Raw genomic sequence first — 16281 nt, 5'->3', positions numbered from 1 at the left:
ATCCGGTTCGCAGAGAGGAAGCAGAATCAGCGCGGACTCGTTACTCAGCAGGAAGATCCGCATGCGAACAAGCGATTATAGTCCGCGAGGCCCCAGCGTGGTATTTGGGGGGAATTCTGTGGCAGATTGTCTGCGCGATGAATCACGGTAGCCGATCTTGCCAGTACGCCGGATCACGCGACGTGTGAGTGACTGAGAAAATAAGGATTCGGGATCTCTCAAGGCGATAGCAAATTGCATATGGAAATCGCTCAACTTTTGCGAGCCGTCCGTCCCTGTGAACAATCGCGTGAATTTCGGGATGAAGGGCGATTAAATCCAAGGCATGGTCGATCGCCTGCATGAAGCGAAAACCGAGACCTGCCGACTGATCTTCGTACCAGCGTGCAGCAGCGCGAAGATCATCCTTCGCCTCTAGAGTGATAACCAGACTTCGGCTCATTTTTGCAGCGAAGCATAGATTTCAGCCCGGACGTCCTCCCAACCCAGCACTTTGCCTGGATCACGTTCGTACGCGTCCATTCGCCGATTCAGTTCCGCCTTAAGTGCGTCCGAAAGTACTGGAACGTCCGGTGACTCGGCAACCGATCTTAGGATGGCAATCGCTAGTTCCATTCGTTCGTCACGATTGAGTCGATCGATGCCGAAATCAGCCAGGTTGATGGTCATAGTGCAGTCCTGAAGGATGGGAACTTCCTCAATTCTAGCGAGCAACAGATCAGCCATCAAACTTGGTTCGGCTAGCCGAGGCCCCTCTCTCCCATCTGCCATTCTCGGCAGCGGGCGTTAAAATCCGGGTACGTGCGGTCACAACTCGGATGAAGATTAGTCAGAGGGAACTCGTTTCATGGCGGTAACGGCAATTCAAGACGGCGTGGCAACCATCCAGGCTGATGCGGTCGTGGTGGGCATCTATGCTGACGAACCGCTGAGTGGTGCAGCGGAGGCTTTGAACCGGGCCACACAAGGACTGCTGACGAAACTGCTGGAATCGAAAGACTTGAGCGGTAAGCGCGGCGAAGTCGTCACTCTGTTCGCACCGCCAGGAACCCAAGCCAAGCAAGCCACCTTGATTGGTCTTGGTGCACGCGCGACTGTCGATCGCAGCACCGCATTTCGCTCGGCAGCAATTGCCGCCAAAGCACTGGCAGGTAAAGAACGTGGGCTGGTTGCCTTCTACCTGGGCGAAGGCTGGTCGGGCGAACTGCTCGAAAGTGGTATCTGCGGAAGTCTCGTGGGCTGTGTCGGTCAAGACTTGTATCGCGCCAAAAAGAACCGCTTCCCGCTGGCACAACTTGGCTGGGCGAATGCTTCGGCAGACGACATTCGCCGCGGCGAGATTCTCGCCGGTGGCGTCAACCTCGCCCGTCGCTTGGTAAACGAACCGGCGGGAGACATTTATCCCGAATCGTTTGCGAATGAAGCCGTCAGCGTGGCCGAAAGTTCGGGGCTATCGATTGAAGTTTGGGACCGCGCCCGCTTAGAGGCCGAACGCTGTGGCAGCTTGCTGGCGGTGGGCAAGGGCTCGGACCGTGACTCGCGACTGGTGATTCTGAAGTATCAAGGAGCCGCTGACTCGGTCGCTCCGATTGCCTTCGTCGGCAAGGGTGTGACGTTCGACTCCGGTGGCCTGTCGATCAAGCCGACCGACGGCATGAAAACGATGAAGTGCGATATGGCCGGCGCCGCTGCAGTGCTTGGTGCCATGCAGACAATTGCTCAGCTGCAATTGCCCGTGAACGTGATTGGCTTTTGTGGCCTCGTCGAGAACATGCTCGGCGGCAGCGCATTCAAGCTGGGCGATGTACTTCGCGCTCGCAGCGGCAAGACGATTGAGGTTCTCAATACCGATGCCGAAGGTCGCCTCGTGCTGGGAGACGTGCTCGATGTGGCGCTGCAGTCGCAGCCTGCAAAAATCGTTGACCTCGCCACACTTACCGGCGCTTGCGTGGTTGCCCTGGGGACCGACATCGCCGGCCTGATGACCAACGACCAGGCTTGGGCCGACGAAGTGAAAGCCTCGGGCGATGCAGTGGGCGAACCACTGTGGCAGTTGCCCATGTATCCCGAATTCAGCGAGCAGATTCGCAGCGAAGTCGCCGACATCAAAAACACCGGCGACGGCCGCTGGGGTGGTGCGATCACTGCCGCCAAGTTCTTGGAAGAATTTGTGGCCGGCAAACCGTGGGTCCATCTCGATATCGCCGGCCCGGCATTCCTCGATGGTCAAAAGCCCTGGCTCGATGCTGGCGGTAGTGGCTTCGGTGTTCGCACACTCGTCGAAATCGCACGCCGCGCTGCCAAGTAGTTCCGTCGTTCTGCTCCTGCTCTTCGTCCCCAATCCCTTCAACCCATTCTCGCTACTCCCATGCCCTGGTTCACACAATCTGCTCCTGAAATCTCTCGTGCCGAAGTCGAAGTCCTTATCGAACGGGCGCTCGATGAAGCCAAGCGACGAATCTGCAAAGATCCCAAGCGGGTTCTCTTGCTCCCCCCCGATATTACCCGCATGCACTCCGGCAGCGGTTGGATTACGGAGTCGTTCTATAACTTGCTATCGTCATCGGCCGAAGTGCACGTCATTCCCACGCTCGGTCAACACGAACCGCACACGCGCGAGCAGAACGCGCAGATGTTCGGCAAGATTCCGCACGAGCGAATCCATCCGCACGATTGGCGCGGCGGCTGCACGCACATCGGCGAAGTCCCTGCTGACTATGTGAAGGAGAAGACCGGCGGCGCAGCCGACTGGGCATTTCCGCTGTGGCTCAACACCATGCTGATGAAAGAAAAGTGGGACCTGATCATCAACATCGGTCACGTTGTACCGCACGAAGTCCTTGGCTTTGCCAATCACAACAAGAACTATTTCATTGGCCTCGCTGGCAAGGATCTCATCTGCACGTCACACATGGCGGCTGCCAGTTGCGGCATCGAGAACAACCTCGGCAACCTGCTCACGCCGGTTCGGCAATGCTTCAACTATGCTGAAGAGAAGTATCTCGGCCACTTGCCCGACTTCTACGTGCAAGTGGTCCTGGCGCGCAATCCGAATGGGCACCTGGTGCATACCGGCGTGTTCGTCGGCGATGATTTGGAAACCTACCTGGGCGCTGCCCGCCAGGCGCGCGAACAAAACATCGCCACCTTCGATGAACCGCTGCAGAAGGTCGTCTGCGTCATGCAAGGCGATGAGTTCTTCAGCACCTGGGTGGCCAACAAGGCCGTCTATCGCACGCGGATGGCGATTGCCGATGGGGGCGAATTGTTGATTCTGGCGCCGGGACTCAAGCGGTTTGGCGAACAAGCCGATGTGGACGCGCTGATTCGCAAGTATGGCTACTGCGGCACACCAGCCGTAATGGAGCAGTACAAGAAGAACGCCGATATGCAGGATCTGGCTCACGGCACTGCCCACCTGATTCACGGCAGCAGCGAAGGGCGATTCAAGATCACCTACGCGCCGGGGCATCTCGAAAAGTCGGACATCGAGCAAGTGAAGTTCGGCTATGCGAATCTCGAAGAACAGTTGCTCAAGTACCCGATTGGCCAGTTAAAAGAAGGCTTCAACGAGGTGAATGGCGAGCAGATTTACTTCATTCCCACACCATCTGCTGGCCTCTGGGCGACGAAGGATCGCTTGTTCAATCGCCAAACGGGGTTCGGCGCGGGCTAGTCCCGGAGTGTGGGTTTAAGCCCACATCGTTTATCCATCGTGCGTGGGCTAAAGCCCACGCTACTTTGCTGAACGACTCTTCCGCCACTCCTGACGTTGCTTCTGGGTGGCGAAGACTGGCCAGTTGGGATCGTCGCGATGGGCATCTTTCAGCAGCGTTTCGGCCTTGGCGACCAGTTCGCCGTGGCTCGCGGCTACATCATTCTTCTCCCCCGAATCGCTCTTCAGGTCATAAAGCTCGATTGGCTCATTAGGTCCATTGCGAACCGCTTTCCAATCGCCAAAGCGAACGGCTTGAATGAACGACTGCTCGTGCAACTCCCAGTAGAAGTAGTCTCGCTGCGGCGCGGGGCCGCCGCGCAGCATGGTCGTGAGCGAGTGGCCATCGGTTTGGTAGCCAACGGGAAGCTTCGCACCAGCGAGCTCGGCAGCCGTCGGCAGAAAATCCCAAAAGGCCCACGGTTCTTCGCACACCCGGCCCGCCGTTACCACTCCCGGCCAACGCGCGATCGCCGCCTGGCGCAGGCCACCTTCGTACATGCCCCGCTTGAAGCCGCGGAGCTTGCCCCCCATCGATTGATCGAAGCGGCGACCGATATCCGATGTCTCGTTGAATGACGAGCCGTTGTCACCCGAGACCATCATCAGCGTATTGTCGTCAACCTTCAATTCCTTCAGCAGCGCGAGCAACCGGCCGACGTCGCTATCGAGGCGCGTGACTTGCGCGGCATAGGCTTTTTGCAGGGGAGTCCAATCGGTCGTCGCATATTCACCCAGGTCATCAATTTCGTGTCTGCCGTGCGGCAATGTAATGGCATAGAAGAGAAAGAAAGGCTGCGCGTGATTGGCTCGCAACCATTGCTCGGCATCGCGCTGAATCAACTCCTGCGCGTAGGCCTCGCCGCCACCGACTCCATTGTTGCCGGCAAGTGGAATCCTCTCGGCATCGTTGTAGAGATACGCGGGAAAGTAGGAGTGTGCGTGGCGCTGGCAGTTGTAGCCAAAAAAATGATCGAAGCCGCGCTTCAGCGGGCTTCCTGTTGTATCGAACATTCCCATGCCCCATTTGCCGACACAGGCCGTGGCATAGCCCGAATCTTTCAGAATGCTGGCAACCGTCACGGTGTTGGCGGGCAATGGCAATTGTCCTTCACCCTTGGCAATTTCCCAGTTCGCCCGCACCGGCGCATGCCCCATGTGCAAACCTGTCATCAGCGATGTGCGCGAGGGCGCGCAAACCGATGTTCCGCAATACGCCTGTGTGAAGCGGGTTCCTTCCTTTGCCATCCGATCGAGATTCGGTGTCTTGATTAACTTCTGGCCGTAACAACCGACATCGCCCTGCGCCAGATCATCGCTGAGGATGTAAATGATGTTGGGCTGGCCCTTCCGCGCAACTGGATCGGCAGAGAGCGCGAGACACGGAAACAAGAAGCAGAGTAGTATCCCAGAGGAGAGGCGCAGCATGGCGGTTTCCGTAATTAAGATCGCAGTTGAAACAACTTCCCGATTTGAGTTGCGCTCACTTGGCGTGAGCATCTCGTGATTTGTTTTGTCAGTCATCCGCAGTTATCAAGACGTTCTGCGCGGCATCTTTATTGTGCTTGCCGAGCAGACTTTTACCCCGGTGACGGTCGTCTCTGCGTCCTAAATTTTCAGCCTTCATTTCAACCAAGGTGTCCAACTTCGCGCCCCATTGTTGGACACCAATCGCTCGGAAACCCGAGAGTTGCGCTACCTACTGTCCAATTATGGACCCGATAGTTGGACACCCCCCTTTTGCGGTTTGCGCGCAGCCTGTTCGCCGTTAGCCCGAAATACCTCCCGACCCCGAACCGCTGGATTGCCTGCGTGAATGACCACCCGCCACTCGCTCGCGTTGACCGCTGCGAGTACCGGGCCGATACTGACAGGCTTACGCACTCGCTTCGCCTTGAATTGAATTGCCCGCAATGTCCGGATCGGAATCTTCGTCGTTTTTCTCGCCGCAGCTGCTATGCAATGTGGGGTTTCGCCTGAGTGAAACGGCCCGGCAGAATCCGCACGGGGTTGCGATCGCGGTGCCCAAGGGGCGCGATGCCAAAGGCCGACGAAAGTACGATCAGCTGACGTTTCGTGAATTGGACGACGACACGAACCGGATCGCGGCCGGCCTGCACGCGATGGGCGTTCGCCCAGGCACGAAGCTGGTGCTGATGGTGCCGCCGAGTATCGACTTTGTGGCACTGGTGTTCGCGCTGTTCAAAGCGGGCGTAGTGCAGGTGCTGATCGATCCCGGCATGGGGCGGGCGAACTTGATTCGCTGCCTCGCCGAGAGTCAGCCCGAGGGCTTCGTCGGCATTCCCTTGGCTCAGGCGCTGCGCGTGCTCTTGCGCGGGCGATTTCCGCAGGCCAAGTACAACGTGACGGTCGGTCGCCGTTGGTTCTGGGGTGGTAAAACGCTGGCGCAACTGAAAGCGCTGAACGCTCCGTTCACCCCACCAAACATTCAAGCGCAAGACCCAGCGGCCATCATTTTCACCACGGGGAGCACCGGCCCACCTAAGGGAGTGCTGTACAGCCACGGCAATTTCAATCGCCAGGCCGACGAGATTCGCGACTTCTATCACATTCAACCCGGCGAGGTGGCGCTGCCGGCGTTTCCGCTGTTCGCGCTGTTCAACTGCGCGATGGGGGTGACGACCATTTTTCCCGAGATGGATCCCACGCGGCCAGCCAACGTCGACCCGCGCAACATCATCGAAGCGGTCAACGATTGGCAAGTGGATCAGTCGTTTGGTTCGCCCGCGCTGTGGAACGTCGTCGGCCGTTACTGCGAACAACATCACATTCAATTGCCGAGCGTTACGCGAGTCCTATCGGCTGGTGCGCCCGTCCCGCCGCATGTGCTCGAGCGCGTGAAAAACATCATTCATCCCGAGGGAGACGTCCATACTCCCTATGGCGCGACCGAGGCCTTACCTGTTGCTTCCATCGCAGCCAGCGAAGTGCTACGCGAGACTCGCCAGCGAAGTGCAACCGGCGCGGGAACGTGCGTCGGACGCAGGTTCCCGGGGATCGAGTGGAAAGTGATCGCCATCGACGATGGCCCGCTCACCGAAATGAGCCAGGTGAGAGAGCTCGCGGCGAGTGAAATCGGCGAACTGATTGTGACGGGGCCGGTTGTAACCAGCGAGTACGTGACGCGAACCGATTGCAATCCGCTGCACAAGATTCGGGACGGCGCGCGACTGTGGCACCGCATGGGAGATGTCGGTTACCTCGAACCGTCACCCACCGGTGAACCGCGGGGCGAGCGATTCTGGTTCTGCGGCCGCAAAGCGCATCGCGTGACTACGCCGACAGCCACGCTGTTCACCATTCAATGCGAGGCGATTTTTAATCAGCACCCGCGGATCTATCGCAGCGCATTGGTTGGCGTTGGTGCGGCCGGCAAACAGCGACCGGTGATCATCGCCGAGCCTTGGCCCGAACATCGGCCCCAGAGTCGGGCCGACGAAGCGCAACTAATCGCTGAACTAAAAGCGCTGGCTCAAGCGAGCAATTACACGCAGCAAATTGAGACGTTCTTCATTCACAACTCGCTCCCCGTCGACATTCGGCACAACGCCAAAATCTTTCGCGAGCAGTTAGCAATCTGGGCTGCAAAACGGCTGCAGTAGGCCGAGGCGACCGTCCCAGCCAGTTTTTCTTTTCGCCAGACATTTGCCCGGGGTCGGGAGGTTTTTCGGGCGAGTTGACCGTATCTTCAGCCGCTTAGCGACGGCCCGAAAATCCTCCGGACCCCAGACGTGCGAATCCCGCGATGACGGGTCAAGGTGGCACCTCTTTAGGTAACCCGAAGCGTCAGCGAGGAAAGTGAGCGAGAGGTAATGAAGTGCAAGTCTCGCGAAATGCGCTGGAACGACTCGGGCCGGACCATAGCGCGGGCAACAGCGAATGGTCTAACTGTTGCGACGGTTCTTAACCGCGATCAGCACGCGCCTCGCTCACGCTTCGGGTTTCCTGAAAGGCGGCGAGACTGAGTGTCAGTACCCCCGGTCACACTGGCGTGAATGGCGACTATTCTGGTTAACCGTTCACGTCAGCATGTAGGTCACATCCGCCGGATGTGATCCTGGTCGGCAGTTGGGCCATCATTTGGCATCCGACCGGCAAACTACAAATTCGGTGTCTCGCCGCTTCAGGTTCCGGCCAGCGGCCAGAACCTACCGGGTACTGGCGTGAATGGCGACAATTCTGGCCGCGTCGTGACCGGACTAGTCACAGTACTTGTCTATAATTCTTGCCGGATTTTCTTTGTCAATTTGGTAGCAATCATGTGAATATGGCGCTGTTTCTAGTGAAATATTCACAGCCACTTATGAATTAAGTAGTTGTCGTGATAATGGAAATTGAATTTTGAGATTATCACAAAAACCACAGGACTTGCGTTACAGTGAAAGAGCCGAACTGGTTGCCGGAACAGGCCTTATGCGGATCAGGAAATTTTCGCGATCGTTGTGAATAACGGAAATTTCCTGTTTTCATGACTGGCCGGTGGTCGTGAGAATTCAGGAAACAATCAGGAAATTGATTTTGGAACTTTTCGCAGCGAGATAAGGACTTAGGACGCGTAAAAAGCGTGTAATCCCGTGCGGGGTCATCGGTTGCGAATGGAGGCGAATTTGCGAAGCGAATGCAAATTCCGGAAATTTCCTGCAGCCCTGTGCTGGCTACGAAGCACGCGGGACGGCGCAACTTGACCGGTGGGCAAGCCGCGCGTCAACTCACCAATCGCAGGCACCTGCTGGGAGGGTGCCAGCGTGTCTAGTCGAACTGAGGGGGCTGAGCTTTGCGTGGCAGATGATTTGTCGGGCGCTACTTTCTGTGCCGCCGATCCGTTAAGTTAAACGGAGGCGGGCAGCGAGCAGTTCTGACTTCGATTGCCAGCCGTTGATGTCGTTCGCGTTCCGGGCGGTTTGCTTTTCTGATTAAGCCACGGAAATTCGGTCGCGGAAAGACGATGCCAGGATCTCTCAAAATTCAGCTGGTGGTTTTTGACTGGGCAGGCACCCTCGTCGACTATGGGTGCCTGGCGCAGGCCCGCGCGTTTTTGGAAGCGTTCGCCAAATCGAAGTTGATGCTCACCACGGCACAAGTTCGCTGGTCGATGGGGCTGCACAACTACGAGCACATTCATGCCCTGCTCGAGATGCCGCCGATCAGCGAGCAGTTTCAGATGGTGCATGGCCGGCCGTGGACCGACGCCGACGTGATGAACATCTATGACGATTTGGCTCCACTGCAATTCGACTCAGTGCGGCAGTACAGTCACCTGACACCGCATGTGCTGGAAGTGCTGGCCGAGTTACGCAGCCGCGGATTGAAGGTGGGCACCACTTCGGACTATGCCCGCTCGATTGCGGAGTGTGTGTACGAAGCGGCTCGCCTGCAGGGTATCGAGGCGGATACGAACGTGGCCGCGGACGACACCCCTTCAGCCCGCCCCGCGCCGTGGATGATGTTTCGGCTGATGTCGGAACTGAATGTATTTCCGCCGGCGACTGTGGTGAAGATCGGCGACACGATTCCCGATATCGAAGAGGGGCTGAACGCCGGCTGCTGGAGCATTGGCATCACAGCCGGCGGTAGCGAAGTCGGCATGACGCTGGCCGATTGGCAGTCGTTAACGAACGTCGATCGCAGCTATCACATCGACCGCGCCGCCCGCAAGCTGTATGGCGCGGGAGCGCACTACGTGATTCCCAGCCTGGTCGATTTGCCAAATGTGATCGACCGGATCAACGAGCGAATGGAAACGGGAGAGAGACCGTAAGTCATTCGGCAAAGCCGCGGAATACACTGTCCATATCCACCGCGTTAGCAAACTCGTCGAAATCCATGTTGCCGATCGACAAGTTGTTTTCGATGGCGTAGAGCTCGCTCGGAATCACGCGATAGGTCTTAATTTCGTTCGGCGGAAAATCACGAATCGCTGGTCGAGGCGTTTTCATGATCGTCGCGAGATCCTTGCCCTTCGGTATAGGCGGCGAGAAGCCAACAACCAAAACTGGATGTTCAGGGTCTTGAAGTGTGCGACGGTCCACAACGAAGCAAAACCGATGTGGGTAGTTGTCGGGAAATAGCGGAAGCAATTCACTTGGACTCTTGTCGCGATATTTTTCATCGCTCACGAAGCGTACGTGGGGAATGAACGCATATTTCGTTTGAGGCGTGCTAATCAACGTTTGGGCATCTTGCCAGGCATGATTGTCGGTGTAGTCAGTCCTAATCACCCAAGGATCGGTCTCGCGAGGTGCGTAGGGCGGTTTGGACATTGATTTGAAAGTAGTCGACTGTGACCGCGCAGGTTTACTCGCCGGTGAACAAGCGACTAACGAAGCCAAGCCGAAGCAACTTAGTGCGAGAATTGCCGTGTTAGAGAACATCAGCAGAGTAGACACGACGATCGTCGTGTTTGCAAAAGAGTGGCTAGCGCTCGCTCAATTCGCACTGAATTTCAAAGGTCACTTCGAGCCGAAGTGACCTACCACCAATATCAATTTGTAAGACTGAACGAACTAGTTCCCGCCGCCTGCGCTAGTGTCGGTGGTTTCCGAGACAACCTTGGTATCGGCCTGACTGGTCTTGGCGGCGACAGCCCGCTGCAGCATGGCGGAGACAGCGCCCGGGCTGGTCGCACCGGTCACTTGTTCGCGATGCCAGCCCTTGTCGGTCTTGATGAAGACGGCCAGTTGGGGAATCGAGTTACCACGCATCAGTTGGCGGGCGAGATTTGGGTTTTGGTCGTAATTGATCGTGGCGTAGTTGACGTTCTTCAGTTGGCCAGAGCGGGCCATGCTGGGCATCGTCGAGTTTTTCATCGTCACGCAGCCGGGGCACCAATCGGCACCGATCAGAACCACGAGAGGCTGGCCATTATCCTTCGCCGCTTGCAAAGCCGTGTCGTAAGAATCGGCCCCACTTGTCAGGAGCGCTGCTTGCAGCATCAACCCCATCGCTAGTCCACTCATTGATCAGTCCTTTTAAGTAGCGACGAACGTTCGAAATCCAACCTTCTCCCTTGTGTTTGAGCTGGGAGAATGAAGCGAGGCGGTAGCATAGGTAAAATTTTCCGGCTTGTCATTACCCTTTGCCCAAACTTCGCAAACCTCCAGCGTCTCGCATTGTGGTGACTGCAGCTTTTACCGAGGCAAACCAACCTGGAGACTTTGGGGCGCGCGTGGCGAAGGGTGCGGAAAACCTGTCGATAACATCCGGACCGCCAATTTGTTCGCGAGCGAAATAGTGCGAAAAAAAAAGCCGACCCTGTCCGGCTGCCGTTTGGCTGTTTAAACTTTTGAGCTTACGAGTTGGCTTATTACTCCCTGAACGTTCGCGATTGAGAGAATTGCAGTGGCAAACCCGTTGAAACTGGCGATCATTCCCGGCGATGGCACCGGCCCCGAAGTAACCCAAGAAGCACTCAAGGTGCTCGAAGCGGTCAGCAAGCTTGAGAAGTTCACGTACACCACCAACTTTCTGGACTGGGGTGGCGAGCGCTATCTCAAGACAGGCGAAACACTTCCTGCTGGCGGCGTCGCCGAACTGAAGAAGTACGATGCGGTCTATCTGGGCGCTGTTGGCCATCCGGACGTGAAGCCCGGCATCCTCGAAAAAGGCCTGCTGCTGGAACTCCGCTTTCAACTCGATCAATACGTCAATCTTCGTCCGGTGAAGTTGTTCCCCGGCGTCGAATGCCCACTGGTGGGTAAGGGCCCGGCCGATATCGATTTCGTCGTCGTCCGCGAGAACACCGAAGACATGTACGCAGGCATCGGCGGCTGGCTGAAGAAGAACACGGCCGACGAAGTGGCCACGCAGACCGCCGTTTACACCCGCAAGGGCTGCGAACGAATCATTCGCTGGGCGTTTCAATACACGCAGAAGCGGAACAACCCCAAGGGGAAGATGCTGACGCTCGTCGCCAAGACGAACGTCCTCACCTACGGCCACGACCTGTGGTGGCGGACCTTCCAAGACGTGCAGAAGGAATTCCCCGATGTGAAGGCCGACTACAACCACGTCGACGCCTGCTGCATGTGGATGGTGAAGAACCCCGAGTATTACGATGTGATCGTCACCACCAACATGTTCGGCGACATCATCACCGACCTCGGTGCGATGATCCAAGGTGGCCTCGGCGTCGCGGCGGGCGGCAACATCAATCCCGATAAGGGGGGCATCAGCATGTATGAGCCGATGGGTGGCAGTGCGCCGAAGTACACCGGCCAGAACGTGATCAACCCGATCGCTGCCATCGCCGCCATGAGCATGCTGCTCGAACACTCGGGCCAGCCTGCCGCCGGCGCTCGCGTGATGAAGGCCGTGCAAACCATCACCGGCACCAAGATGAAGAGCCAATCTGCCGGCAAAATGGGCCACGGCACCAAAGAGATCGGCGACCTGGTTGTTGGGGCGCTGTAAGTCGTTTCTCAGTTAGCAAAATCGGCGGCGGATCAATAGTCTGCCGCCCCCGGCGAATAACCTTCCAATTGGTCGAACCGTTTGGTCCGACGTTTCGCACTTCCAGGAAGCCTTGCCATGCATTCGCTGTGGTTGGTGCTCGCGTTGTGTGCTGTGTCGCCGGAGGTGGGCGACGGCAGCTTGGTCTTTTTGCAGAACTGCAACAGCGTGGTCGAATACACGACCCGCGATGAGATCGGGCACGTGGCGCTCGTCTTTCGTGAGGGGAGCGAAACCTGGATCTATGAAGCGACACCGGGGAAGGTTCGCCGGCTGACCTGGGGCGACTATCAAACGGAACTGGCTCGCATCAACGCTGGACGCAGCAAGAGCAAGGCGATTCAGCAGTGGGTGGTCGAGCCGAAGCAGAAGTACGATGCGACCGAAGTTGCTGCGATGCAAGAGCATCTCGACGTGCAACTCGGGCGGCGCTATTCGGTGAAGAACTATGTGCGCGGCAAGCCCGGCGATGGGACGCACTGTGCGGAACTCGCCGCCAACACGCTCAATCGAACTGGACGGTACGCCTTCGCCGAACCCCACAAAATTCATCCGGCCGAACTACTCAAGCAGTTGGAGCAAAGTCATCGGCCCAAGGTCGAGTTCGCAATTGGCCAGCCCGAAGTGATCGATCCTTGGTACGTCCGCTGGGGTCGCTGCTGCAGCCAAAGCTGCAACTGGTGTGGCTGGTCTTGCGGCGAAGCCTGGTCATTTGTGACCGCGTGGTAACAATCCAGCTTCAATACTTTACCCCGGATACCAAATCTTGCGTGGGTCGCTGGCCGCGCGTTGAAAGTTGTAAGCATCGTCGATCAGGCGGCGATAGTCATACTGCGGGCGCCAGCCGAGCAAGAACTTGGCTTTCGCATTGTCGAGCCAAGTTGAGTAGTACGGCGTGGGCACATCGACCGCAGGCAGCCCTCGGGTCTCCTTCAAATACTCAGCGACGAACCGGTAATTCACCGGCTCGTTGCAGCAAATGTTGAAGGTCTGCTTCTCGGCCTGCGGATGATCGAGAGCCAGCAGAATGGCCGCGACCAGATCGCTGACGTGGACAAAGTTTCTTTGCACAGGCTGGCCGGCAGGATCGAGCATCACCGGCACGCGCCCCTTGCGTACATACTCATCGGCTTTGGCAGCACCGACCAGATCGCGCCACCTGGGCCCACCAAACACATCTTCGCCAAACGAGAGTTGGTATTTGAAGTCGTCCTTCTCCATGATCCACGGCGCGCGCAGGCAGCAGCCATTCAGGTCGTATTGAATCTGGTACTGCTCGAGCATCACTTCCTCCAACACTTTCGACAGCGCATAACAGCCGGGATAGGCGGAGTGGATCTGCTCTTCCGTCACAGGCAACGGATGTGGATAGACAAAGTGCCCGAGCGCGGCGTCGCCACCAATGAGCACGAACTGCCTGAACGCAGCGCTCTGGCGGCAACCTTCCAGGAGCCAGAAGAGTCCCTTTACTGTGACGTCCATCACGTCTTCTGGGGTTTCTTTGCACGTCGCCAGATGTACGACGTGAGTCACACCGTCGAGCGCTCGCTCGACTGCATTTCGATCTGCAATGGATCCCTGCACCGATTCCACTCGTGGTCCCGGCGGCAACTGCCGGTTGTGACAGAGCGCGCGGATCCGCCAAGTCGTGTGGGCCGGACTCGCAAGCAGGGCGTCGCAGAAGTGCTGGCCAACTTTGCCGGTGGCCCCTGTAACGAGAACGAGCGGGCCTGCAGAAACCTGGTTCATGGCTGGTACTTTCGAGTGTGAAACGAGCCCGGCAGTGTAGAGTGAGCAGCACTGGAGACAATAGGGCGTTTACAAGCTGGGGGAAGTGACAGCTCAATCAACTGACAAAGAATCGAGCGTACGGCTTTACGCGAAATTGAATGCGAGTGCGGAAACCACCCTGTCAACGGCCGACATGAAGTGGATATGGTTGCCGTTCAAGTGGGTTACAGCACTCATGAGATTAGGTGACACTCACCAAGATTGCAGGTGCCTCGCTAATAATGAGACGTGTAGAATATCAGCTGCGTGGCGGACAACTGCTAACGGAAATTAGTACGCAGGCGGTGTCGATGAATGACAACTTCACGTTGGAACTTCGGGAGAGTTATGTCGTGGTACAGCTCGCACCCGACTTCGAACTAACCCCTACGAGTCTCGCCCGCCATTGGGCCGCGGTGATCGAATTCTGCCGCGTGCACAACTGCACTCGCGTCCTCTCGCAGGCCACCAATCCGCGCCGGAACCTCAGCACGCTCGATGCGTACGACTCGGCCAAGACCATCGCCGGCAGCAAGCTGCCGCTCAAAATCGCTTGCCGGTGGGAAAGATACGAACCCGACGAGATGACCCGCTTCTTTCAAACCGTCGCTGCCAATCGAGGCTTAGAGATTGAATTCTTTCCCATCACGCAGTTAGCCCTGCAGTGGCTGGGAATTCAAGAGGGTGCGGGTAACGCGTGAAGTCACGCGCAGGTTGAGCTAGACTCGATAAGGCTGTTCGGGAGTTCTCGTGCGCCGCACTTCTCAACACTCTTCTCCGACTCCTCATCATGACCAACAATGTTCTGGAATCGCCTCCTGCAGCGGCGGTGAAGAAGCCCCGTCGTTTGCTGCGCTGGTTGGTGATCGTCGGCCTGCTGTTGGTCGGCCTCGCTGCTGGCTACATCCACTATTGGTTGTACCTGCCGATGGGAACTGGGCCAGCAGGTCGCCCGGTTCCCCTCGAGCCCTTTCAAGCAATTTGGACAGAAAGACCCGTGCTCTTGGTGGGCATTGGCGACAGCGTGACCGCGGGCCTGGGGTCGACGGGTGGCCGTTCCTATTTCAAACGACTGCACGCGCCGCCAGCTGACGATTTCGCAGACATCGCGGGGCGAAATCTCGCCGCGGTGCTGCCGAACTTGCAGACGCTGAACATCGCCGTCTCTGGCAGCAACTCTCCGCAACACGTCGAGCAAGTGAAAACCAAGCTCCTCGCGCAGCCGGCCGATGTTTTCGGCTTGGTTGTCATGACGAGTGGCGGCAACGACTTGATTCACTGGTATGGCCGCACACCACCGCGCGAAGGGGCCATGTATGGTGCCATGCTCTCAGAAGCGGAACCGTGGATCGCCAACTACGGCCGCCGGCTCGACGAATTGTTCGGGCTGATCGAAGAGCGATTTCCCGGTGGTTGCCTCATCTTCGTCGCCGATATCTACGACCCGTCCGATGGCTATGGTCAGCCCGAGACAGTTCGCCTGCCGCCGTGGCCCGACCTGATTCCCATTCACGGTGCCTACAACGCGGCCCTCCGCTCCGCAGCTGCCAAGCATCCGCACGTGCGCTTAGTCCCCATGCACGCCGAGTTTCTCGGGCATGGCGTTCACTGCCGCAAATTCTGGAGGAAGCACTACCGCAGCGACGATCCGCACTACTGGTACTATTTCAATCTCGAAGATCCCAACGATCGCGGCTACGACGCTGTGCGGCGATTATTTCTGCTCGCAATGATCGAAGAGAAAGGAGCCATCGGCCAGCAGCCATTGGTTCCCTAGCGACTCGGAAGGGGCCAGGGTTGCAGGCGCGCTAAGAATTCAGGATGAGCGCCTTGAAACCAAATATAATCTCGCCAAGAGTGGACTTGTTTTAACGGCGGACGGTTGACTGCACTGGCCAGCCAAAGAAAGCCTCCCGCAACGACCAGGCCGAGTGCAACAAAAAGTAGCCACGAACGCACTTCGTCGAGAGAAAGGGCTGGAATGAATTGGAGCGACGGCGAAACGGAAACCACCGAGAGAATTGACGCCAGCCCCAACAGGACGACGCCAAGTTGCCCCCGTCTCTTTTGGCGAGAGTATTGATTCAGATAGACGCGAGTCTGTGGAAGCCAGAACAAGTGCGTGCGGCTCAGCCATTCCTCTCGATTCTTCCACGTCAGCACAAACTCGCGTGCGCCGTCTGCCGGGTCACCTGTGGCAATGCAATAGCGGGGCAACTCGGCCGTTAGATGCATGACCAAATATGGTCCATCACGCCAGGCACCTACTCCCGGTGTCTCAGGCTCATTGGGAACAGTCGGCGAAGCATACGGATTGACGTCCACGC

The 16281-nt window shown here is 57.6% G+C and carries 15 protein-coding genes; 8 read left to right on the top strand and 7 right to left on the bottom strand.

From position 1 onward, the window contains the following. Positions 1 to 142: 142 nt before the first annotated feature. Positions 143 to 442, bottom strand: coding sequence for a type II toxin-antitoxin system RelE/ParE family toxin (locus tag ETAA8_RS35785; RefSeq protein ID WP_145084575.1), 300 nt, complete (start codon positions 440 to 442; stop codon positions 143 to 145). Next, positions 439 to 669, bottom strand: coding sequence for an addiction module protein (locus ETAA8_RS02805; protein ID WP_202921524.1), 231 nt, complete (start codon positions 667 to 669; stop codon positions 439 to 441). The genes ETAA8_RS35785 and ETAA8_RS02805 overlap by 4 nt, the downstream gene beginning before the upstream one ends. Positions 670 to 847: 178 nt before the next feature. Here ETAA8_RS02805 and ETAA8_RS02800 point away from each other — a divergent pair, with 178 nt between their 5' ends. Continuing rightward, the gene (locus ETAA8_RS02800; protein ID WP_145084569.1) at positions 848 to 2308 is read left to right on the top strand and encodes a leucyl aminopeptidase; all 1461 of its coding nucleotides are present in this window, start codon (positions 848 to 850) and stop codon (positions 2306 to 2308) included. Between the two features lie 60 nt (positions 2309 to 2368). Beyond that, positions 2369 to 3676: a lactate racemase domain-containing protein gene (locus tag ETAA8_RS02795; RefSeq protein WP_145084566.1), complete on the top strand. Its 1308-nt coding sequence runs from the start codon at positions 2369 to 2371 to the stop codon at positions 3674 to 3676. A 60-nt stretch (positions 3677 to 3736) separates the two neighbouring features. On the opposite strand, the gene ETAA8_RS02790 is transcribed toward ETAA8_RS02795, so the two are convergent. Then, positions 3737 to 5143, bottom strand: coding sequence for an arylsulfatase (locus ETAA8_RS02790; protein WP_202921523.1), 1407 nt, complete (start codon positions 5141 to 5143; stop codon positions 3737 to 3739). Between the two features lie 485 nt (positions 5144 to 5628). On the opposite strand from ETAA8_RS02790, the gene ETAA8_RS02785 reads away from it, so the two are divergent. Next, a complete protein-coding gene (locus tag ETAA8_RS02785) occupies positions 5629 to 7338 on the top strand; it encodes a fatty acid CoA ligase family protein (protein ID WP_145084559.1) in 1710 nt (569 codons plus the stop codon). 1343 nt (positions 7339 to 8681) lie between these two features. Then, complete coding sequence (gene phnX, locus ETAA8_RS02780) at positions 8682 to 9494, top strand: phosphonoacetaldehyde hydrolase (RefSeq protein WP_145084556.1); 813 nt, start codon at positions 8682 to 8684, stop codon at positions 9492 to 9494. Position 9495: 1 nt separating this feature from the next. Here the strand turns inward: phnX and ETAA8_RS02775 are convergent, their stop codons facing one another. Both ETAA8_RS02775 and ETAA8_RS02770 read right to left on the bottom strand, forming a co-directional pair. Then, the gene (locus ETAA8_RS02775) at positions 9496 to 9996 is read right to left on the bottom strand and encodes a DUF6924 domain-containing protein (RefSeq protein ID WP_391484803.1); all 501 of its coding nucleotides are present in this window, start codon (positions 9994 to 9996) and stop codon (positions 9496 to 9498) included. A gap of 243 nt (positions 9997 to 10239) precedes the next feature. Next, positions 10240 to 10692: a thioredoxin family protein gene (locus ETAA8_RS02770; protein WP_145084550.1), complete on the bottom strand. Its 453-nt coding sequence runs from the start codon at positions 10690 to 10692 to the stop codon at positions 10240 to 10242. Positions 10693 to 11074: 382 nt separating this feature from the next. Here ETAA8_RS02770 and ETAA8_RS02765 point away from each other — a divergent pair, with 382 nt between their 5' ends. Both ETAA8_RS02765 and ETAA8_RS02760 read left to right on the top strand, forming a co-directional pair. Further along, complete coding sequence (locus ETAA8_RS02765) at positions 11075 to 12145, top strand: 3-isopropylmalate dehydrogenase (protein ID WP_145084547.1); 1071 nt, start codon at positions 11075 to 11077, stop codon at positions 12143 to 12145. A 117-nt stretch (positions 12146 to 12262) separates the two neighbouring features. Next, entirely contained in the window at positions 12263 to 12913 is a 651-nt protein-coding gene (locus tag ETAA8_RS02760) for a hypothetical protein (protein ID WP_145084544.1), read from the top strand. An 18-nt stretch (positions 12914 to 12931) separates the two neighbouring features. On the opposite strand, the gene ETAA8_RS02755 is transcribed toward ETAA8_RS02760, so the two are convergent. Further along, on the bottom strand, positions 12932 to 13933 hold the full coding sequence (locus tag ETAA8_RS02755) for an NAD-dependent epimerase/dehydratase family protein (protein ID WP_145084541.1): 1002 nt from the start codon (positions 13931 to 13933) through the stop codon (positions 12932 to 12934). A gap of 263 nt (positions 13934 to 14196) precedes the next feature. Between ETAA8_RS02755 and ETAA8_RS02750 the strand changes: the two genes are divergently transcribed. Both ETAA8_RS02750 and ETAA8_RS02745 read left to right on the top strand, forming a co-directional pair. Beyond that, positions 14197 to 14655, top strand: a complete 459-nt coding sequence (locus tag ETAA8_RS02750; RefSeq protein ID WP_145084538.1) for a hypothetical protein — start codon at positions 14197 to 14199, stop codon at positions 14653 to 14655. Between the two features lie 89 nt (positions 14656 to 14744). Then, entirely contained in the window at positions 14745 to 15731 is a 987-nt protein-coding gene (locus ETAA8_RS02745) for an SGNH/GDSL hydrolase family protein (RefSeq protein WP_145084535.1), read from the top strand. Here ETAA8_RS02745 and ETAA8_RS02740 read toward each other — a convergent pair. Further along, positions 15728 to 16279, bottom strand: a complete 552-nt coding sequence (locus ETAA8_RS02740) for a hypothetical protein (protein WP_145084532.1) — start codon at positions 16277 to 16279, stop codon at positions 15728 to 15730. The two genes, ETAA8_RS02745 and ETAA8_RS02740, sit on opposite strands and share 4 nt — an antisense overlap. Positions 16280 to 16281: the final 2 nt, after the last annotated feature.

The sequence above is a fragment of the Anatilimnocola aggregata genome, assembly GCF_007747655.1.
GTDB lineage: Bacteria > Planctomycetota > Planctomycetia > Pirellulales > Pirellulaceae > Anatilimnocola > Anatilimnocola aggregata.
This window is presented reverse-complemented; position numbering and strand designations above follow the sequence as displayed.